Source organism: Bacillus sp. MT(2024) (assembly GCF_036362845.1).
GTDB classification, from domain to species: Bacteria; Bacillota; Bacilli; order Bacillales; family Bacillaceae; genus Bacillus; species Bacillus velezensis.
On sequence record NZ_CP143632.1, the window covers coordinates 1448930 to 1468856 of the forward strand.

Genomic DNA, 19927 nt, shown 5'->3' on the forward strand with positions numbered 1-19927 from the left:
AACGTAACGCTTTTAAAGAGGATGTGTGGTATAATATGAAAGTTATCTAATTTTTTTAGGAGATGAAAATGTGAAACTTCGAAACGATCTTCGCAACATCGCGATTATTGCCCACGTTGACCATGGGAAAACGACTTTGGTAGACCAATTGCTTCACCAAGCCGGAACATTCCGTGCCAACGAAAATATTGCCGAACGCGCAATGGATTCAAACGATCTTGAACGTGAACGCGGTATTACAATTCTTGCGAAAAATACTGCGATTAACTATAAAGATACACGCATTAATATTTTGGACACTCCGGGACACGCCGACTTCGGCGGAGAGGTAGAACGGATTATGAAAATGGTTGACGGCGTTCTGTTAGTCGTTGACGCATATGAAGGCTGCATGCCGCAAACCCGTTTCGTACTGAAAAAAGCCCTTGAGCAGAACTTAAATCCGGTTGTCGTCGTAAACAAAATCGACCGTGATTTCGCCCGCCCGGAAGAAGTCATTGATGAAGTGCTTGATTTGTTCATCGAGCTTGACGCAAACGAAGAACAGCTTGAGTTCCCTGTCGTCTACGCTTCTGCGATTAACGGAACGGCAAGTCTGGATCCGAAAAAGCAGGACGAAAACATGGAATCACTGTATGAAACGATTCTTGAACATGTCCCTGCCCCGGTAGATAACGCCGAAGAGCCTCTTCAATTCCAAGTGGCGCTGCTTGATTACAATGATTATGTCGGCCGTATCGGTATCGGACGCGTTTTCCGCGGCACGATGAAAGTGGGTCAGCAGGTTTCATTGATGAAACTTGACGGAACGGTTAAATCATTCCGCGTAACGAAAATCTTCGGTTTCCAAGGATTGAAACGCGTGGAAATTGAAGAAGCGAGAGCGGGAGACCTTGTTGCCGTTTCGGGCATGGAAGACATCAACGTCGGTGAAACGGTTTGTCCGGCTGACCACCATGAGCCGCTGCCGGTTCTGCGCATTGATGAGCCTACGCTTCAAATGACATTTGTCGTAAACAACAGCCCGTTTGCAGGCCGTGAAGGCAAATATGTCACAGCCCGCAAAATTGAAGAGCGTCTGAATGCGCAGCTTCAAACTGACGTCAGTCTTCGTGTCGAACCGACTGCATCACCAGACGCATGGGTTGTTTCAGGACGCGGTGAGCTTCACCTGTCCATTTTAATTGAAAACATGCGCCGTGAAGGCTATGAGCTTCAAGTGTCTAAACCTGAAGTTATCATTAAGGAAATTGACGGCGTCAGCTGCGAGCCTGTTGAGCGCGTGCAGATTGACGTGCCTGAAGAGCATACTGGTTCTGTTATGGAATCAATGGGTGCGAGAAAAGGCGAAATGCTTGATATGATTAATAACGGAAACGGCCAGGTCCGCCTGATCTTTACCGTACCTTCACGCGGACTCATCGGCTATTCTACTGAGTTTCTGTCACTGACACGCGGTTTCGGTATCCTGAACCACACGTTTGACAGCTATCAGCCGATGCAAAAAGGCCAAGTCGGAGGCCGACGTCAGGGTGTGCTCGTTTCCATGGAAAACGGAAAAGCGACATCTTACGGAATTCAAGGTATTGAAGACCGCGGCGTCATCTTCGTTGAGCCCGGAACAGAAGTGTATGAAGGCATGATTGTCGGCGAACATAACCGTGACAATGACCTTGTTGTCAATGTCAGCAAAATGAAACAGCAGACAAACGTACGTTCCGCTACGAAGGATCAAACGACTACGATTAAGAAAGCGCGCATTATGTCGCTTGAAGAATCACTCGAGTACTTAAACGAGGATGAATACTGCGAAGTAACGCCGGAATCCATCCGTTTAAGAAAGAAAATCCTGAATAAAAACGAACGTGAAAAAGCGGCGAAAAAGAAAAAAACAGCAGGAATGTCTTAATCACTTGCAGAATTTGAAAAGGTAGAACCCGAACGGAAAAGGGGAGGGGGATCTTTTTGAATGAAGTAAGTGAACGGCTGTCGTTCTTTGCGGCTCTTTACCAAGTGGATGAGCATCCGCTGGCGGGAATGTGGCTGTTATACGGAACGATCGTCGTGCTTTCGGTGATTGTATTTAAACTCGGCTTTGCCAAACGGCTGCCGGTTTTGAAGGCTGCGGCAGTTTATCTCTTTCTCGTGCTCGGCTGCACCGTGCTGACTTTTTTCGGTGTGTTTTTGCCGGTCGGAGAAGGGCTTGTTGTTGCCGCCTTGATTTTGATCATTTACAAAATCCGTCTGCACCAGTCCAAAAAAAGCCAGTCAGCTAAACCGCAATAAAAAAATGACCTTGCCTTCCGGCGGGTCATTTTTTATTCGGTTTATTTTTTCAGTTTATCTTTTTTCGCTTTTTGTCCAGGATGAAAGGAAAAGTGTCCGGTATTCAGCCGCGCCTCCGTTTTGATTTTGATTCGGTCATGGCATTCCCGGCACATATATGTATGAATCGGACGATTGCGGAGGCGTTTGGCTGTCAGTGTTTCATCATCAATTTGTTCAATTTTGTCGCAAATGGAACATTTTACTCTCATTGATTTTCACCTCTTTCACTATGACAAGCATTATATCATGGATGCCCCTCCTGCCAAAGGGAAAGAAAGCAGCGCCCTTCTTTTGGAGCGGGCGCTGCTTTTTACTGGCGGTTTTTCATATGATGATCCGATTGATCGTTCTGTTCGTTCTGCAGCTTGTTCTGGTCTCTTTGGTTCAGCTGATCATCATTCGATTGAGTCGGTGATTCTTTTTCATTGTCGGTCACATCATTCGGGACTTCCGGCATGACACGACCGACGATGGCGGCAAGTTCGTCCAAAATGCCTGAAACGGGGCGGCCGGCTTTAATGTCGCTGCCCATGCCTCTCAGACGGGAAACCGTATCAGGATCAGCCACGACAACGGCATTGGCGCCGTAAGGATCGTTTTTTAACGCCTGGGCAACGGTGTATTTAATGCTCTCCACTTTGCTTCTTTCTAAATTGTCATCCACATCGATTCCGACAACGGAGTATCTTCCGAGTACAACCGCGGTGGCATCTGAAATGCCGGGGATTTTTTCGGTTACTTCGACGAGATGCTTAGCGATGTCTGTCCGGCCGGGATTTTCAGCTGTCTCAGGAGCCGTATTTTTCACATGAATCGGTTTTGCATCACGCTGATCGGTTGATTCGTTCTGGATATTGCGGCCGCGGCCGTCCTGTACAGCAGTGCAGCCGGTCAGGATAAACAAGGCTTGTATGATAATGAAAAGAATTCGCACGTCAGATTCCCTCCTTGAATGCTTTCATTTATTTTATTGTTGAATTAACCTTCTATCTTTATTCACCAAATCATATATTTTAGCAGGCATCCCCGTTTTTCGCGGAAAGAGAAGCACACGATGGGCTTTGATCCTTATTTCAGGAGGCTGAGACTTGAGTAAAATTTATGTGTTAGATACGAATGTACTTTTGCAGGATCCTAACGCCATTTTTTCCTTTGAAGAAAACGAAGTTGTCATCCCCGCCGTCGTGCTGGAAGAGGTCGATTCAAAAAAGCGGTATATGGACGAGGTCGGGAGAAATGCGAGGCACGTATCTAAGCTGATAGACGGGCTCAGGGAGAAAGGTAGGCTGCACGAGAAAGTTCCGCTTGAAAGCGGAGGAACGCTCAGAATTGAACTGAACCACCGGTCATTTCATCAGCTCCAAGAAATTTTTATCGAAAAAACGAATGATAACCGCATTTTGGCGGTGGCAAAAAATTTAAGCCTTGAGGAGGAAACGAAAGAAAACGGCCGCCTCGTCATCCTGGTCAGCAAAGATGTGCTTGTCAGGGTAAAGGCGGATGCCATCGGGCTTTTGGCGGAGGATTTTTTAAACGACAGAGTCGTTGACCATGATGAAATATATAGCGGGTACAAAGATATATTTATGAATAAAGAGCGGTTTGCCTCGTTTTATAAAAACAAACAAATTTCAGTCAAGGAGCTTCAGCAGCATCAGGTTTATCCGAATCAATTTGTGCTGATGAAAGATGAATTAGGAGGATCTTCGTCTGCGGTCGGCATGGCGGATAAGAAAGGAGAGACCGTAAAAAGACTCGTTTTCGATGATGAGCACGTATGGGGTATCAGGCCGAAGAACGTCCAGCAGACAATGGCGCTCGAACTTCTGCTGAGGGAAGATATCCCGCTTGTCACCCTGATCGGAAAAGCGGGAACGGGAAAAACCTTGCTTGCTCTCGCGGCAGGGCTTCTGCAGACGGAGGATCTCGGTATTTATAAAAAGCTGATCGTCGCGCGTCCCATCGTCCCGGTGGGAAAGGATATCGGATATTTGCCGGGCGAAAAAGAGGAAAAGCTCAAGCCGTGGATGCAGCCGATCTTTGATAATCTTGAATTTTTATTCAATGCGAAAAAGCCGGGTGAACTTGAAGCGATTTTGGCAGGAATCGGATCGATTCAGGTGGAGGCGCTGACATACATTCGGGGAAGAAGCATTCCGGATCAGTTTATTATTATTGATGAGGCTCAGAATCTGACGAGGCACGAGGTCAAAACGCTTTTGACAAGGGTGGGAGAGGGAAGCAAAATTGTCCTGATGGGCGATCCGGAGCAAATAGATCACCCATACTTAGACAGTTTAAACAACGGACTTGCTTATGTTGTAGAGCGGTTTAAAGGACAAACCGTCTCCGGCAGCGTGAAGCTTGTGAAAGGTGAGAGATCCGGCCTTGCACAGCTTGCCGCCGATTTGTTATAAAACTTCGATTTCTGTGACGCCCGTTATCGGTTTTTCAAAGTCTCCGTCCACGTAAAAATGGACCGGACCGCCGTCTTGAAGCGGTTTTCCCGCATCGCTGAAATGCGCGATTGCGTCCATCGCCTTTTCGAGCGGCACTTCGGTTCTTTCTGATTTTGAAATAAATGCGCACAGGACAGCGCTTTTTTTCGGCTCGGCATTTGCTAAAACAGCGCCGAGCTTCATGGCGAAGCTGCCGTTCATCAGTCTTTCTTTTTCATAACGTTTTTCGCTTTTTAAAGTCGGCGGCGAAATGCGCCCTTCTCTGATCACCCGTTCCGGATCAAGCGTATGCTCCTGGGTTTCTGCAGAGCCGTCCGGATGAACGGGCTGATTGTTTTCAAACGGAAACTTGCGGTCATCGAAAATCCAGACACTCGGATCAATTGTAATCGGGTATGTAACATTGCCTTTTACTTGAATAACGCTCATGTTGAAGCCCCCCTTTACTTAAAGTATAAAAGTTTTCGCATGAATTGTCACTTTGCGTCGCAAACTTAGATGTATACAACGGCAGCGAAGTGAGGATGATCGACATGGTATGCCGGCATTACCAAGAGCTGGACGCATTAGTTCAGGAAGCGAAAAAAAGGACTGAAGAAGGCAAAGTGGCAGACTATATTCCGGCTCTGGCTGAATCTGAACAAGACAGCCTTTCGGTCACGATTTATCATGCGGAAAATACATGTCTGACGGCAGGAGACGCCGACCGGACATTTACGCTGCAGAGCATTTCGAAAGTGCTTTCTCTGGCGCTCGTACTGATGGATTACGGAAAGGAAAAGGTGTTCAGCTGCGTGGGTCAGGAGCCGACCGGCGACCCGTTTAATTCCATGATTAAGCTTGAAACAGTGAATCCGGGCAAGCCTTTAAATCCGATGATTAATGCGGGAGCTCTCATCGTTACGGGTTTAATTAAAGGGCATTCGCCGAAAGACCGCCTGGATTACCTGCTCGGATTCATCAGAAGACTTGCGAACAATCAGGACATTACATATTGCAGACATGTCGCGGAATCGGAATTCAAATCTTCCATGATTAATCGGGCCATGTGTTATTACATGAAGCAGTATGACATTTTTAAAGGCGATGTTGAAGAGGTCATGGATTTGTATACAAAACAGTGCGCGATTAAGATGAGCAGTCTGGATTTAGCCAAAATCGGCTGTGTATTCGCCCTTGACGGGAAGCATCCGGAAACCGGGGAGCAGGTCATTAAAAAAGATGTGGCGAGAATCTGCAAGACGTTTATGGTGACATGCGGCATGTACAATGCGAGCGGGGAATTCGCAATAAAGGTCGGCATTCCCGCTAAAAGCGGCGTTTCGGGAGGAATCATGGGCATTTCGCCGTACAACTTCGGAATCGGTATATTCGGCCCGGCGCTTGATGAAAAAGGCAACAGCATCGCGGGTGTGAAGCTTTTGGAAATCATGTCTGAGAAATACAGGCTGAGTATTTTTTGAAACATTTTTTATCATAACATCTGCTTAAATCCTCTTGCAATTTCATCTGATACCCTTTATGATAAATAGAAGAATTAGGTACTCGCCTGGGGAACGGAGGGATACTTTTGGCTTCAGAGATTATAGTTGACCATCAGCAGAAAGCATTCGAGCTGTTGAAGTTAGATGCTGAGAAGATTTTGAAGCTGATCCGAGTACAAATGGATAACTTAACGATGCCTCAATGTCCTCTGTATGAAGAGGTCTTGGATACTCAGATGTTCGGACTGTCGAGGGAAATCGATTTTGCTGTCCGCCTGGGATTAGTTGACGAAAACGACGGCAAAGAGCTGCTGGACAGACTTGAAAGAGAACTGTCTGCTTTGCATGACGCGTTTACAGGAAAATAAATGATCAAACTCAAACTATTCAACGGTTTGGGTTTTTTTATAACCGTAAACCGTTTTTTTTGCATCTTCTTTTCGTAAGACGGTCTCTTAATCTGCATTTCATCCGAAAAACTATAAAGAAACTGCGTAAATTGTTTATGAATTATAGTAAAATATAATACGCAATAGGTATTAAACGTAAGCTTTAAGCAGGAAAGAGGATGTTATGTTTAAAAGAATGTTAAAATCTTACGATTATTCATTGATATGCGCTATCATTCTGCTGTGCAGTTTCGGGTTGGTAATGGTATACAGCTCAAGCATGATTACCGCCGTTATGCGTTACGGCGTGAGCAGCGACTATTTCTTTAAACGGCAGCTGTTCGCCGTCATCGCGGGGTTTGTGCTGTTTATTATCGCCGCCGTTTTTCCGTACAAAGTGTTCGCCCATCAAAAGATTCAGAAAATCATACTGCTTGCGTCAGTGGCTGCGCTTTGCGCGCTGTTTGTTTTCGGACATGTTGCCGGAAATGCGCAAAGCTGGTTTAAAATCGGCGGAATGGCCATTCAGCCGGGGGAATTTGTCAAGCTGTCCCTGATACTGTATCTTGCCGCGGTGTACGCAAAGAAACAAAGCTACATCGATCAGCTTTTGACGGGGGTTGCGCCGCCGGTGATCGTCACCGTAGTCATTTGTGCGCTTATCGCTATTCAGCCCGACTTCGGAACGGCGATGATTATCGGTCTGATTGCGTTTTGCGTCATTATGTGTTCGGGATTCAGCGGAAGGACCCTGCTCAGGCTGGTTCTCATGGCGGGAATCGTATTACTCCTTGTCAGCCCGATCATCTATCTGAAATGGGACGATATTTTGACACCCGGGCGTATGAGCCGGTTTGAAAGCCTTGAAAATCCATTTAAATACGCCAGCACATCAGGTCTGCAGATTATAAATTCGTATTATGCGATCGGCTCAGGCGGTTTTTTCGGTCTCGGTCTTGGAGAAAGCATTCAAAAATACGGTTATCTGCCTGAATCACATACAGACTTTATTATGGCGGTTATTTCAGAGGAGCTCGGCATTTTCGGCGTCCTGTTTGTCATTGTGCTGCTGGCTTTTGTGGTGTTAAAAGGTTTTTATATTGCGAGAAAATGTGAAGATCCGTTCGGAAGCCTTTTGGCAATCGGGATATCCAGCATGATTGCGATTCAGACCTTTATCAATCTCGGCGGTGTCAGCGGTTTAATTCCGATCACAGGTGTTCCGCTGCCGTTTATCAGCTACGGGGGATCATCAATGTTTTTGTTATTAACGAGCGCCGGTATATTGGTGAATGTCAGCATGCATGTCAAGTACTCAGAAAAGAAGAAAAAGAGGGAGCCCGTTCCGTCTAAGGGGGTAAAAAGACGGCAGACGGAAAAATCTGTGTATCTCTAAAAAACAAGTGTATACACAGGGCGGATATTCCTTTATTATAAACTACATATTTATTAGGCCAAGGGGGAGAAAAGTTTGTCACAACAATCCATCCAAAAAGTGTTAGTAGCAAACAGGGGAGAAATTGCGATCCGGATTTTCCGGGCGTGCACAGAATTGAACATCAGAACGGTAGCCGTTTATTCAAAAGAAGATTCGGGCTCCTATCATCGCTATAAAGCGGATGAAGCTTATCTTGTGGGGGAAGGCAAAAAACCGATTGACGCGTATCTTGATATTGAAGGGATTATTGAGATCGCAAAAAGAAACGGCGTTGATGCCATTCATCCGGGCTACGGATTTCTCTCTGAAAATATCCAATTTGCGAGACGCTGTGAAGAAGAGGGCATCGTATTCATCGGACCGACGTCAGCGCATTTGGATATGTTCGGAGATAAGGTAAAGGCGAGGGAGCAGGCGGAAAAAGCCGGTATCCCCGTTATTCCGGGGAGTGACGGACCGGCTGAAACAATAAAAGATGTCGAACAATTCGCAAAAGTCCACGGATTTCCGTTTATTATTAAAGCATCGCTCGGAGGCGGAGGCCGCGGAATGAGAATCGTCCGAAGCGAAAGCGAATTGAAAGAATCGTTTGAGCGGGCCAAATCAGAAGCGAAAGCCGCATTCGGAAACGATGAAGTGTATGTTGAAAAACTGATCGAAAATCCTAAGCATATTGAAGTTCAGGTGATCGGAGATAAAGAAGGCAATGTCGTCCATCTGTATGAGCGGGACTGTTCCGTTCAGAGACGCCATCAAAAGGTCATTGAGGTGGCGCCGAGTGTATCTTTGCAGCCTGAATTAAGGGACGAAATCTGTGAAGCGGCTGTGGCGCTCGCGAAAAATGTCGGCTATATCAACGCGGGGACCGTGGAATTTCTCGTAGCGGGCGGTGAATTTTACTTTATTGAAGTGAACCCGCGCGTACAAGTAGAGCATACGATTACGGAAATGATAACGGGGGTTGATATCGTTCAGACGCAGATTCTCGTTGCGCAGGGCCACGGACTGCACAGCCGTGCCGTCAATATCCCAGAGCAGAAAGACATTTTTACAAACGGGTATGCGATACAATCACGTGTGACCACTGAAGATCCGCTGAATGACTTTATGCCTGACACGGGTAAAATTATGGCTTACCGCTCAGGCGGCGGTTTCGGCGTCCGCCTTGATACGGGAAACAGCTTCCAGGGCGCCGTCATCACGCCTTATTATGATTCATTGCTCGTCAAGCTGTCGACATGGGCGCTGACGTTTGAACAGGCATCAGCGAAAATGGTCCGCAACCTGCAGGAATTCAGGATCAGAGGCATTAAGACCAATATTCCGTTTCTTGAAAACGTGGCAAAGCATGAAAAATTTCTGACGGGCCAATACGACACATCGTTTATCGACACAACGCCTGAGCTGTTTGTTTTCCCAAAACAGAAGGACCGCGGAACAAAAATGCTTTCTTATATCGGCAATGTCACGGTGAACGGTTTTCCGGGAATCGGGAAAAAAGAAAAACCTGCATTTGATAAGCCTCAGACCGTTACGTTAGGTATCGGGGAAAAGCCGGCAAGCGGTACGAAACAAATCCTTGATGAAAGAGGCGCTGAGGGGCTTGCAGACTGGGTGAAAGAGCAAAAATCCGTGCTCCTGACCGATACAACGTTCAGGGATGCCCATCAGTCCCTGCTTGCAACCCGGATCAGATCCAATGATTTGAAAAAAATCGCGAATCCTACGGCTGCCCTGTGGCCTGAACTGTTCAGCCTTGAAATGTGGGGAGGCGCGACATTTGATGTAGCGTACCGTTTCTTAAAAGAAGACCCTTGGAAACGCCTTGAAGATCTTCGCAAGGAAGTGCCGAACACATTGTTCCAGATGCTGCTTCGTTCATCAAATGCCGTCGGTTATACAAACTATCCGGACAATGTCATCCAAAAATTTGTCCGGCAGTCAGCGGAGTCAGGTATTGACGTATTCCGGATCTTTGACAGCCTGAACTGGGTAAAAGGGATGACGCTGGCCATCGATGCCGTCCGTGAAACCGGAAAAGTGGCGGAGGCTGCGATTTGTTACACGGGAGATATTCTTGATAAGACCCGGACGAAATATGATTTGCAATATTATCTTTCTATGGCGAAAGAGCTTGAGGCGTCTGGTGCGCACATTCTCGGCATTAAAGACATGGCCGGTCTTTTGAAACCTCAAGCCGCATACGAACTTATCTCAGCGCTGAAGGAAACGATTGATATTCCCGTTCATCTTCACACGCATGATACGAGCGGCAATGGCGTCTTTCTCTATGCCAAAGCTGTTGAAGCGGGTGTGGACATCGTGGATGTCGCCGTCAGCTCAATGGCGGGTCTGACTTCACAGCCGAGCGCAAGCGGATTTTATCATGCCCTTGAAGGAAACAGCCGCCGTCCTGAAATGGATGTCCGGCAGGTGGAAAGACTGTCACAATATTGGGAATCCGTCCGTCAGTATTACAGTGAATTTGAAAGCGGGATGAAGTCTCCGCATACTGAGATTTATAATCATGAAATGCCGGGCGGCCAGTACAGCAATCTGCAGCAGCAGGCAAAAGGAGTCGGCCTGGGCGATCGCTGGAATGAGGTGAAAGACATGTACAGCGTCGTCAACCGCATGTTCGGCGACGTCGTGAAAGTAACACCTTCTTCCAAAGTCGTCGGAGATATGGCGCTTTACATGGTGCAAAACAATTTAACAGAACAAGATGTTTATGATAAAGGCGAAACGCTTGATTTTCCGGATTCAGTCGTTGAGCTCTTTAAAGGGCAGATCGGCCAGCCGCACGGCGGATTTCCGGAAAAACTGCAAAAGCTCGTTCTGAAAGGACAGACGCCGATCACGGTAAGACCGGGGGAGCTGCTTGAACCGGTATCTTTTGAAGGCATTAAAGAAGAATGGAAAGAAACGCATCAGATGGAATTGAGTGATCAGGACGCAATCGCGTATGCTCTTTATCCGAAGGTGTTTACTGAATATGTTAAAACGGCTGAACGCTTCGGTGATATTTCCGTATTGGACACACCGACTTTCTTCTACGGCATGACACTCGGTGAAGAAATCGAAGTGGAAATCGAGCGCGGAAAAACGCTGATCGTGAAGCTTGTATCTATCGGTGAACCGCAGCCAGATGCAACACGTGTCGTTTATTTCGAATTGAACGGCCAGCCGCGCGAGGTGGTCATTAAAGATGAAAGCATTAAATCGTCCGTGCAGGAAAAATTAAAAGCAGATCGGACAAACCCAAGCCACATTGCGGCATCTATGCCGGGAACAGTCATTAAATTGTTAACGGAAACCGGGGCAAAGGTGAATAGAGGCGATCATCTGATGATTAATGAAGCGATGAAAATGGAGACGACGGTACAGGCGCCGTTCTCCGGGACGATACAGCAGATTCATGTGAAAAACGGTGAACCGATTCAGACAGGCGATTTACTGATCGAAATTGAAAAAGCGTAAAAAATGAACATAAAAAACCCTGATCCGCCCCGTGTGCGATCAGGTTTTTTATATGTAAAAAGGCCGAAGCTCTGATGCTTCGGCCTTTTCATGTGCCTCAGATGTTCCGCTGTTTTGATTCATAGCGGAAGCGGGCGATTAATAATAAGAAATAGCATAAGACACCGAACAGACCGGCAATAAAGAGCGAATGGGCAAGTGCAAAGCCGGTGGCCATTTCTGAATAAACAACCATGATTCCGGAGAGCGCCTGTAATACAACAAAGGCAAGAGCCGCTATCCAGCCCCCAAGAATCTGTTTTTGGTCTTTGTAGGAGCGCACCGCATGCGCAAAAGCGACAAGAATCCATACGAACAGAAGCAGCGCTGCCGTTCTGTGGCCCATCTGCACCCACTCCTGAAAATGGGACGGAAGTCCGTGGTTCAGTCTGCTGCAAAGCGGAACGTCAGGACAGGCAAGGCTTGATTTCGTATGGCGCACATAAGCCCCCGTATAAACGACGATATACGTGTAAATCGAAAGGCCGATCATATGAAACTGCATTTTCCTGCCGATTCTGAGCGGCTTGACGAGCTTTTTGTCTGATTTATCAGCTTCAAATATGAGCAGCGTCAAAATCAGAACAGAAGCGAAAGAAATCAGCGATATGCCGAAATGAAGCGCCATAACGAGCGCATTTGATCCGAAAACAACCGCTAATGCGCCGAGAAGCGCCTGTAAAAATAAAAAGATAATGGACATAATGGCGAGAAAGGTTGTTTCACGGAAAACAGGCGTGACTTTTCTCCATGCCCAAAAAGCGAGACTCAGCACGAGAACGATTGAGACACCGCTTGCGAGTCTGTGGCTCCATTCAATGATAGAAGCGGCGTTAAGCTCCGGGAAAAACCGGCCGTGGCAAAGCGGCCACTGCCTTCCGCATCCGAGACCCGATCCTGTTTTTGTGACAAGAGCGCCGCCGATCAGCACGACGAGCATAACGAACGTCGTCAGCACACCGAGCGCTTTCAAAGCTTTATTCATTTTACATTCACCTTCTTAACAAACTGGACAAAATGATATACGTACCAAGTGTAAGCGAATATGTGTTTTGTGGCAATTCTCAATTCTGTTTGTTCACAAAAATATAATAGAATCAGGACTTCTTAGATAATGGGGTTGATTATTCCAGATGGGTCTGATAGAAATAAAGTAACCGCTTTATTATGAAGCCGGCGGATTTGGTAAAATTCATAAAAAGTTCACAAATAAATTCCTGTTTCTCGTTTAATATTTAAGAGGATGTTTTTTTACAGGTCATTATCTTGTATGATAGAGTTGCAGGTCTTAAAAAACCTGCTTTAGGTTTGTAAGGGAGGTTTACGTTATGGCTAATTCCAGAATTTTAAACGATACAGCTATAGACGGACAGATTGAAGAGACGACGGCATGGAAGGATTTCCTTTCGCTTATCAAAATAGGAATCGTCAATTCGAATTTAATTACGACTTTTACCGGCATGTGGCTTGCGTTACATATATCCGGTCTGAGTTTTTTAGGCAATTTAAACACCGTGCTTCTTACATTAATAGGATCTTCTTTGATCATCGCCGGTTCTTGTGCGGTTAACAACTATTACGACCGTGATATTGATCATTTAATGGAACGCACGAAAGTAAGACCGACGGTAACCGGAAAGATTCAGCCGAATCAAGCGCTGTGGTCAGGAATTTTACTCATTGCTTTAGGACTTATCATGCTTTTGATGACCACCGTGATGGCAGCAGTCATCGGTTTTATCGGCGTGTTTACGTACGTTGTTCTTTATACAATGTGGACGAAACGCCGTTATACGATTAATACGGTTGTCGGAAGTGTATCAGGCGCCGTGCCGCCGTTAATCGGCTGGACAGCGGTTGAAGGGCGCATCGGTGTTGTCGCGTGGGTTTTATTCATGATTTTATTCATCTGGCAGATTCCGCACTTTTTAGCGCTTGCGATTAAAAAGACGGAAGATTACAGAGCAGCGAATATTCCGATGCTTCCGGTAGTGCACGGCTTTGAAGTGACGAAAAGACAGATTATCGTCTGGGTCGCATGCCTGCTGCCGCTTCCGTTTTTCCTCGGCAGTCTCGGTCTTCCGATCGTCATTCTCGGCACTTTGCTGAATGTCGGATGGCTTGTTCTCGGACTGATGGGATTCCGCATGAAAAACATCATGAAGTGGGCAACCCTTATGTTTGTCTATTCGCTTAACTACATGACCATTTATTTTGTAGCGATGGTGGTCTTCACGCTGTTTTAATTGAATAATGAGCTTGTTTGATCGCCAAAACAAACAATGACAACTAGTAAACGCCGCCTTGACCTTTTGTTTAATCAGGCGGCTTTGCTTTTATACATAGATGGAATTTTAAGTAAAAAATCTCATATTTTAAGAAATGAGGAAATGAAGTATTTCGGCTGGAAGCAGATTTACTGCTTGTGCATCTCGTACTGATTCAAAAAAGGGGTTGGGTGAAATGTTAAAGCGTTGGCGTCTTTTATCATTATTAGCCTTAGTGCCGCTTTTATTGAGCGGCTGTGGAAAACCGTTTCTGTCCACACTCAAGCCTGCCGGCGAAGTGGCTGATAAACAATATGATCTGACGGTGCTCAGCACACTTATCATGGTTGTGGTCGTTGCGGTCGTAGCAGTTATTTTCTTTTACGTCATTGTGAGATTCAGACGGTCGCGTATAGGGGAAGACACGATACCGAAACAGGTGGAGGGGAACCGTTTTTTAGAAATCACCTGGACCGTTATTCCGATCCTGCTTCTGATTATTCTTGTCATTCCGGTTGTCATCGATACATTGGCACTGGCGGATACGTCGCCGATGGATAAGAAAAACCGTAAAGCAGAGGATGCGCTCGTGATTAATGTAAGGGCGAATTTATACTGGTGGGAATTCGAGTATCCTGATTACGGGTTTGTGACAAGTCAGGAGCTGATCGTTCCCACAGATGAACGCGTCTATTTCAAGCTGAAGTCCTCAGATGTGAAACACTCTTTCTGGATTCCGTCAGCGGGGGGGAAAATCGATACGAATACGGATAATGACAATACTTTCTTTCTGACCTTCGATTCTAAACGCAGCAAAGAAGCGGGAGAATATTTCTTCGGGAAATGCGCAGAGCTGTGCGGGCCTTCACATGCGCTGATGGATTTCAAAGTGAAACCGCTGCCGTCAAAAGAATTTAAACAATGGACGAAAGCGATGAAAAATTATAAGCATACAACAGATTCCGGTTTAGCCGCGCAAGGAGAAGAGCTGTTTAAGGAAAAAAACTGCCTGAGCTGTCATGCGGTTGAGCCCAATGATAAACGGGCTGAAGCGGCAAGAACGGCTCCGAACCTCGCTACATTCGGTGAACGGGTCAAAGTGGCCGGCATTAAGGATGCGAATAAAGAGAATATAAAAGCCTGGCTGAAAAATCCGGACAGCATTAAACCGGGCAATAAAATGACAGGCACTTATCCGAAGCTCTCGGACACTGAAACGGATGCGCTGTATGAATATTTAAAAGGGCTGAAAGCGGAGAACAAGTGAGGACAGGGAGATATCAGGGGGGAGGTCGCAAATGATGAATACGCTTACAGGACAGCAAAGAAAAAGCTCTTTGCTTTGGGATTATTTGACGACGGTTGACCATAAGAAAATCGCGATTTTATATATGATCGCCGGGGGATTTTTCTTCGTCGTCGGCGGACTTGAGGCCATGCTTATCAGGATTCAGCTCTTGAGGCCGGGGAACGATTTTATGGGTGCTCAGCAGTTTAATGAAATTATGACGATGCACGGCACGACAATGATCTTCCTGGCGGCGATGCCGCTGTTATTCGGGCTGATGAACGCGGTTGTGCCGCTTCAGATCGGGGCGCGTGACGTATCATTCCCATTTCTGAATGCGCTCGGATTTTGGCTGTTTTTCTTCGGAGGCATCTTTTTGAATCTGAGCTGGTTTTTAGGGGGCGCTCCTGATGCAGGCTGGACGTCGTACGCGTCGCTTGCGCTGAATTCGAAAGGGCACGGCATAGACTTTTTCGTGCTCGGTCTGCAAATATCAGGCTTAGGGACGCTCATTGCGGGAATCAATTTTCTCGCCACAATTATTAATATGAGGGCGCCGGGTTTGACGTATATGAGACTGCCGCTGTTTACGTGGACGACATTTGTGGCGTCGGCACTCATTTTATTCGCATTCCCTCCGCTCACCGTCGGTTTGGCGCTGATGATGCTGGATCGTTTGTTCGGAACGAATTTCTTTAATCCTGAATTGGGCGGCAATACGATAATCTGGGAGCATCTGTTTTGGATTTTCGGGCATCCGGAAGTATACATTTTAATTCTTCCCGCCTTTGGGATTTTTTCAGAAATCATTCCCGTATTTGCGAGGAAACGTCTGTTCGGTTATTCGTCTATGGTCTTTGCGATCGTGCTGATCGGCTTTCTCGGGTTCATGGTATGGGTTCACCACATGTTTACGACGGGACTCGGACCGATCGCTAATGCGATATTTGCGGTTGCGACGATGGCGATCGCGGTGCCTACCGGCATTAAAATTTTCAACTGGCTTTTGACCATCTGGGGAGGAAACGTCAAATTCACGACGCCTATGCTGTATGCCGTCGCCTTTATTCCCTCTTTCGTACTCGGAGGAGTCACGGGTGTCATGCTGGCGGCCGCAGCGGCAGATTATCAGTTCCACGATACGTATTTTGTCGTAGCGCATTTCCACTACGTCATTATCGGCGGCGTTGTGTTCGGCATCCTGGCGGGCGTGCATTTCTGGTGGCCGAAAATGTTCGGGAAGGTGCTTCATGAAACGATGGGGAAAATTTCGTTCGTCTTATTTTTTATCGGGTTTCATCTTACCTTCTTCATTCAGCATTTTCTCGGCTTGATGGGAATGCCGCGGCGCGTTTACACATATCTGCCCGGCCAGGGGCTTGATACCGGCAACCTGATCAGTTCAATCGGCGCGTTTTTCATGGCGGGCGCGGCTGCTTTACTCGTCGTCAATATTATTTATACCTCAATAAAGGGGAAATACGTCGGGAACGACCCGTGGCTGGACGGTCGTACGCTTGAATGGGCGGTCTCTTCGCCGCCGCCGGAATATAATTTTAAACAGCTTCCGTTTGTCCGGGGACTTGACCCGCTGTGGATTGAAAAGCAGGCCGGAAATGAAGGGATGGCGCCTGCAGAGCCTGTAGAGGACATTCATATGCCGAACGGCTCCATCATGCCGTTTATCATATCTTTCGGGCTGTTTGTCGCAGCGTTCGGGTTTTTATACCACTCCGATTATTCATGGGGGCTTCCGGTTATCTTCATAGGGCTCGGCATCACATTCTTTACCATGCTGCTTCGCTCTGTGGTCGATGATTACGGCTATCATATTCACAAAGAAGATCTGCCGAATGATGATAAAGGGGTGAAGGCGTAATGCAGCTGCAGGAAAAAATGACGGCTGAAACCTTTCCGGCTTCTCCTGAAAAAGCAACGCTGGAGGGGAAAAATAAGTTTTTGGGATTTTGGCTGTTTCTCGGCGGCGAAACAGTTCTGTTCGCTTCGCTATTTGCGACATTCCTTGCTTTACGGGAATCTAAAGCCGGAGGGCCGTCAACGGCTGAGATGTTTGAGCTGCCGATCGTGTTTATCGCGACGATGCTTCTTTTGACGAGCAGCTTAACGAGTGTGTATGCGATGTATCATATGAAAAATTTCTCCTTTAAAAAAATGCAGGTGTGGCTTCTGGTTACCGTATTATTGGGAGCGGGATTTTTAGGGGTTGAAATCTATGAATTTATGCATTACACTCACGAATTCGGCTTTACCATTACAAGCTCTGCGCTCGGCTCAGCGTTTTACACGCTCGTCGGCACACACGGAGCACACGTGGCGTTCGGGCTGTTGTGGATCAGCGCGCTCATGATCCGGAATGCGAAAAGAGGGCTCAGCCTTTATAATGCGCCGAAATATTATGTGGCCAGCTTATATTGGCATTTTATCGATGTCGTGTGGGTCTTTATCTTTACCGTTGTATATTTGATGGGGATGGTGGGATAACGATGGACGATAACAAAAACAGAGGGACTGTCAGTACGGATCTCGAATATCGGAGAAGGAAAAATGCCGAGGAAATGAAATATCAGGTCATATCCTTCGGCTTGATGATCGGCCTTACGCTTGTCGCGTTTTTGACGGTGGCTGCAGACGGCATTGCCGGATGGTTTACGATGCCGTTTCTGATCCTGCTTGCGGTCATTCAGGTCATCTTTCAGCTGTTTTACTTTATGCATATGAGCCAGAAGGGGCATGAAGCGCCGTCATTATTTCTGTATTCGGGAATATTTGTCGCGTTTATCACCGTGCTTGCATTTGTCACGATTATTTGGTGGTAATCGGGGCGGCGGGGAGTGAGAGATTTGATTAATTTGGAAATGTTCGGGTTTCGCGCAATGTGGAGCCCGTATCTGTTTTGTATAACTGCCGTGATAACAGGTGTTTACTTTTACTGGTGCAGCCGGCATAAAGGACGTGTGGCCGTTAAGGAGAAGGTGCTGTTTGTGCTTTCCGCGCTATTTTTTTACGCGGCTGCGGGAAGTCCGGTTGATTTATTGGGCCATGTGATGTTCAGCGCCCATATGGCGCAGATGGCGGTTCTGTTTTTAGTCGTACCGCCGCTGTTGATCTCCGGAATTCCCGGCTGGGCATGGAAAAAACTGATCTTCCGTCCTGTCGTAAAGCCGCTGTTTTCGTTTTTTTCAATGCCGCTTATCGCTTTAGTGCTGTTTAACGGTATTTTTTCGCTGTATCACATCCCGTTTATATTTGATTTCGTCAAAACAGATTCGCTGTATCACACGCTGATGAACGGACTCATCTTTGTAACGGCGTTTTTTATGTGGTGGCCGCTTGTGCATAAGGTGGACGGTCTGCCCCGTCTCAGCGGTTTAATGAAGCTGGGGTATATTATGGCAGACGGGATTTTGTTAACGCCGGCCTGCGCGCTCATTATGTTCAGCGGGGCGCCCATGTATGCCACGTATACAGATCCGGCGGCTTGGGCCGAAGCAATGAAGCTTTGCGTTCCTTTAGATTTGCTGGAGGAGATCCCTTTATCCGGACCGGAGATGTTTAACACGCTGCCTCCTCTGGAAGATCAGCAGCTTGGGGCAGTACTGATGAAAATCATTCAAGAGGCGGTCTACGGAATATATTTGGCTGTCATCTTTTTTCAATGGGTCAGAACGGAACGGGAAAAAGATACGCTGTCAGAGCCGCCGTATATCGAGCATACCGTCTCATAAAAAAAGTACAGCAGAATATGCTGTACTTTTTTATTACATTTGCACTGTTTTTAATGACTCTTCCAATTCAAGCAGTAAAGCTTTGCTTTCAGCGACGACATGTTCCGGAAATTCTTCAGCGCTGCCGTATTCTACGCCGTGCGGATAATAATGCTTTCCTAAAAGAGGGGCCTTCAGCTGAATCACGGCCCGGCTGCCGCCGACATCGCCCTCTTTTGCCGTTCCTTGAATCCGCAGATAAAATGTCCCCTCAGGTACTGAAAACTTTTTGTCGTAAGTCACTCTTTCATAATCCCATTGTCCAGCCAGAATGAGCCCTTTACCTTCCATCAGATCATTCAAGCGGCTGAGCTCCGCTGTTACCCCTTCAAGACCGCTGTTTTCAAACTTCAAACCTTCCCCCTCCTTTTAAAAATGCCCTTTCCTGACAATCATAGTATGAAAGCGTTACACTTTCAATGATTCATACGGTGAAAGTATGCAAAAAGAAAAATTTGACGACAATAGTAGCAGAAAAAAGGAGGAATTCCGCAATGACAAAGATCAATAAGCTCATGACGTCAGACTTGCAATATTGTACAGTATTAGATAATGTATATGAAGCTGCGGTGAAGATGAAAGACGCGGATGTCGGCGCCATTCCGATAGTGGATGAAGACGGCGCCACACTTGTCGGGATCGTGACAGACAGAGATCTCGTATTACGGGGAATTGCTTCAAAAAAGCCGAACTCTCAAAAAATAACCGACGCAATGACAGAGCGGGTTATCAGTGCAGAAGAAGACGCCTCTGTGGAGGAGGTGCTCCATTTGATGGCTGAACATCAGCTCAGAAGAATTCCCGTCACAAGGGATAAAAAACTGGTCGGCATTGTTACGCTCGGCGATCTTTCGTTGGCCGAGCAATCAAATGAGCAAGCAGGCCGGGCGCTGTCTGACATTTCTGAAGACGGAGGTCCGGAGGGGTTTATCCATTAAACATAAATCACGGACGATGCAAATAGGCTGTA

19 protein-coding genes are annotated in these 19927 nt (G+C 46.8%); 14 read left to right on the forward strand and 5 right to left on the reverse strand.

Annotated elements, in window-relative coordinates; translation table 11 throughout:
* Positions 1–70 precede the first annotated feature (70 nt).
* Positions 71–1909 (forward strand): translational GTPase TypA, encoded by a 1839-nt coding sequence (gene typA / locus VP472_RS07345; RefSeq protein WP_003154502.1) that lies wholly within the window; start codon positions 71–73, stop codon positions 1907–1909.
* Positions 1910–1965: 56 nt separating this feature from the next.
* The gene (locus VP472_RS07350) at positions 1966–2286 is read left to right on the forward strand and encodes a YlaH-like family protein (RefSeq protein WP_014304952.1); all 321 of its coding nucleotides are present in this window, start codon (positions 1966–1968) and stop codon (positions 2284–2286) included.
* A 41-nt stretch (positions 2287–2327) separates the two neighbouring features.
* Here VP472_RS07350 and VP472_RS07355 read toward each other — a convergent pair whose 3' ends face one another.
* Both VP472_RS07355 and VP472_RS07360 read right to left on the reverse strand, forming a co-directional pair.
* On the reverse strand, positions 2328–2537 hold the full coding sequence (locus tag VP472_RS07355; protein WP_003154499.1) for a YlaI family protein: 210 nt from the start codon (positions 2535–2537) through the stop codon (positions 2328–2330).
* Positions 2538–2638: 101 nt separating this feature from the next.
* Positions 2639–3262 (reverse strand): YhcN/YlaJ family sporulation lipoprotein, encoded by a 624-nt coding sequence (locus tag VP472_RS07360; RefSeq protein WP_003154498.1) that lies wholly within the window; start codon positions 3260–3262, stop codon positions 2639–2641.
* Between the two features lie 154 nt (positions 3263–3416).
* On the opposite strand from VP472_RS07360, the gene VP472_RS07365 reads away from it, so the two are divergent.
* Positions 3417–4745, forward strand: a complete 1329-nt coding sequence (locus VP472_RS07365; RefSeq protein WP_146276708.1) for a PhoH family protein — start codon at positions 3417–3419, stop codon at positions 4743–4745.
* Here the strand turns inward: VP472_RS07365 and VP472_RS07370 are convergent.
* On the reverse strand, positions 4740–5216 hold the full coding sequence (locus tag VP472_RS07370) for a peptidyl-prolyl cis-trans isomerase (protein WP_146276710.1): 477 nt from the start codon (positions 5214–5216) through the stop codon (positions 4740–4742). The two genes, VP472_RS07365 and VP472_RS07370, sit on opposite strands and share 6 nt — an antisense overlap.
* A 104-nt stretch (positions 5217–5320) precedes the next feature.
* On the opposite strand from VP472_RS07370, the gene glsA reads away from it, so the two are divergent.
* From glsA to pyc, 4 genes are all read left to right on the forward strand, one after another.
* Positions 5321–6250: a glutaminase A gene (gene glsA, locus VP472_RS07375; RefSeq protein WP_003154495.1), complete on the forward strand. Its 930-nt coding sequence runs from the start codon at positions 5321–5323 to the stop codon at positions 6248–6250.
* A 107-nt stretch (positions 6251–6357) separates the two neighbouring features.
* On the forward strand, positions 6358–6639 hold the full coding sequence (locus VP472_RS07380) for an Fpa/YlaN family protein (RefSeq protein ID WP_003154494.1): 282 nt from the start codon (positions 6358–6360) through the stop codon (positions 6637–6639).
* A 205-nt stretch (positions 6640–6844) separates the two neighbouring features.
* Positions 6845–8056, forward strand: coding sequence for an FtsW/RodA/SpoVE family cell cycle protein (locus VP472_RS07385; protein ID WP_070081777.1), 1212 nt, complete (start codon positions 6845–6847; stop codon positions 8054–8056).
* Positions 8057–8131: 75 nt separating this feature from the next.
* Positions 8132–11578: a pyruvate carboxylase gene (gene pyc / locus VP472_RS07390; protein ID WP_146276712.1), complete on the forward strand. Its 3447-nt coding sequence runs from the start codon at positions 8132–8134 to the stop codon at positions 11576–11578.
* A 97-nt stretch (positions 11579–11675) separates the two neighbouring features.
* On the opposite strand, the gene ctaA is transcribed toward pyc, so the two are convergent.
* Complete coding sequence (ctaA, locus tag VP472_RS07395) at positions 11676–12602, reverse strand: heme A synthase CtaA (protein ID WP_007611205.1); 927 nt, start codon at positions 12600–12602, stop codon at positions 11676–11678.
* Between the two features lie 343 nt (positions 12603–12945).
* Between ctaA and cyoE the strand changes: the two genes are divergently transcribed.
* The 6 genes from cyoE to ctaG all read left to right on the forward strand — a co-directional run bounded on the left by cyoE (position 12946) and on the right by ctaG (position 18918).
* Positions 12946–13863 carry a heme o synthase gene (gene cyoE / locus VP472_RS07400; protein ID WP_070081778.1) on the forward strand — a complete coding sequence of 306 codons (918 nt, stop codon included), beginning with the start codon at positions 12946–12948 and terminating at the stop codon, positions 13861–13863.
* A 217-nt stretch (positions 13864–14080) separates the two neighbouring features.
* Complete coding sequence (gene coxB / locus VP472_RS07405; protein WP_070081779.1) at positions 14081–15151, forward strand: cytochrome c oxidase subunit II; 1071 nt, start codon at positions 14081–14083, stop codon at positions 15149–15151.
* A gap of 31 nt (positions 15152–15182) precedes the next feature.
* Positions 15183–17051, forward strand: coding sequence for a cytochrome c oxidase subunit I (ctaD, locus tag VP472_RS07410; RefSeq protein ID WP_007611227.1), 1869 nt, complete (start codon positions 15183–15185; stop codon positions 17049–17051).
* Positions 17051–17674, forward strand: a complete 624-nt coding sequence (gene ctaE / locus VP472_RS07415) for a cytochrome c oxidase subunit III (protein WP_003154482.1) — start codon at positions 17051–17053, stop codon at positions 17672–17674. The genes ctaD and ctaE overlap by 1 nt, the downstream gene beginning before the upstream one ends.
* A gap of 2 nt (positions 17675–17676) precedes the next feature.
* Positions 17677–18009: a cytochrome c oxidase subunit IVB gene (ctaF, locus tag VP472_RS07420; RefSeq protein WP_015388278.1), complete on the forward strand. Its 333-nt coding sequence runs from the start codon at positions 17677–17679 to the stop codon at positions 18007–18009.
* Positions 18010–18033: 24 nt separating this feature from the next.
* A complete protein-coding gene (ctaG, locus tag VP472_RS07425; protein WP_003154480.1) occupies positions 18034–18918 on the forward strand; it encodes a cytochrome c oxidase assembly factor CtaG in 885 nt (294 codons plus the stop codon).
* A 33-nt stretch (positions 18919–18951) separates the two neighbouring features.
* Here the strand turns inward: ctaG and VP472_RS07430 are convergent, their stop codons facing one another.
* Positions 18952–19311 carry a YugN family protein gene (locus VP472_RS07430; RefSeq protein WP_007409688.1) on the reverse strand — a complete coding sequence of 120 codons (360 nt, stop codon included), beginning with the start codon at positions 19309–19311 and terminating at the stop codon, positions 18952–18954.
* 140 nt (positions 19312–19451) lie between these two features.
* Between VP472_RS07430 and VP472_RS07435 the strand changes: the two genes are divergently transcribed.
* Positions 19452–19895: a CBS domain-containing protein gene (locus tag VP472_RS07435; protein ID WP_003154478.1), complete on the forward strand. Its 444-nt coding sequence runs from the start codon at positions 19452–19454 to the stop codon at positions 19893–19895.
* Positions 19896–19927: the final 32 nt, after the last annotated feature.

Coding starts and splice junctions, on each gene's coding strand:
- VP472_RS07355 (WP_003154499.1), bottom strand. CDS start 2,537: ATGAGAGTAAAATGTTCCATTTGCGACAAAATTGAACAAATTGATGAT.
- VP472_RS07370 (WP_146276710.1), bottom strand. CDS start 5,216: ATGAGCGTTATTCAAGTAAAAGGCAATGTTACATACCCGATTACAATT.
- glsA (WP_003154495.1), top strand. CDS start 5,321: ATGGTATGCCGGCATTACCAAGAGCTGGACGCATTAGTTCAGGAAGCG.
- VP472_RS07385 (WP_070081777.1), top strand. CDS start 6,845: ATGTTTAAAAGAATGTTAAAATCTTACGATTATTCATTGATATGCGCT.
- ctaA (WP_007611205.1), bottom strand. CDS start 12,602: ATGAATAAAGCTTTGAAAGCGCTCGGTGTGCTGACGACGTTCGTTATG.
- cyoE (WP_070081778.1), top strand. CDS start 12,946: ATGGCTAATTCCAGAATTTTAAACGATACAGCTATAGACGGACAGATT.
- coxB (WP_070081779.1), top strand. CDS start 14,081: ATGTTAAAGCGTTGGCGTCTTTTATCATTATTAGCCTTAGTGCCGCTT.
- ctaD (WP_007611227.1), top strand. CDS start 15,183: ATGATGAATACGCTTACAGGACAGCAAAGAAAAAGCTCTTTGCTTTGG.
- ctaE (WP_003154482.1), top strand. CDS start 17,051: ATGCAGCTGCAGGAAAAAATGACGGCTGAAACCTTTCCGGCTTCTCCT.
- ctaF (WP_015388278.1), top strand. CDS start 17,677: ATGGACGATAACAAAAACAGAGGGACTGTCAGTACGGATCTCGAATAT.
- VP472_RS07435 (WP_003154478.1), top strand. CDS start 19,452: ATGACAAAGATCAATAAGCTCATGACGTCAGACTTGCAATATTGTACA.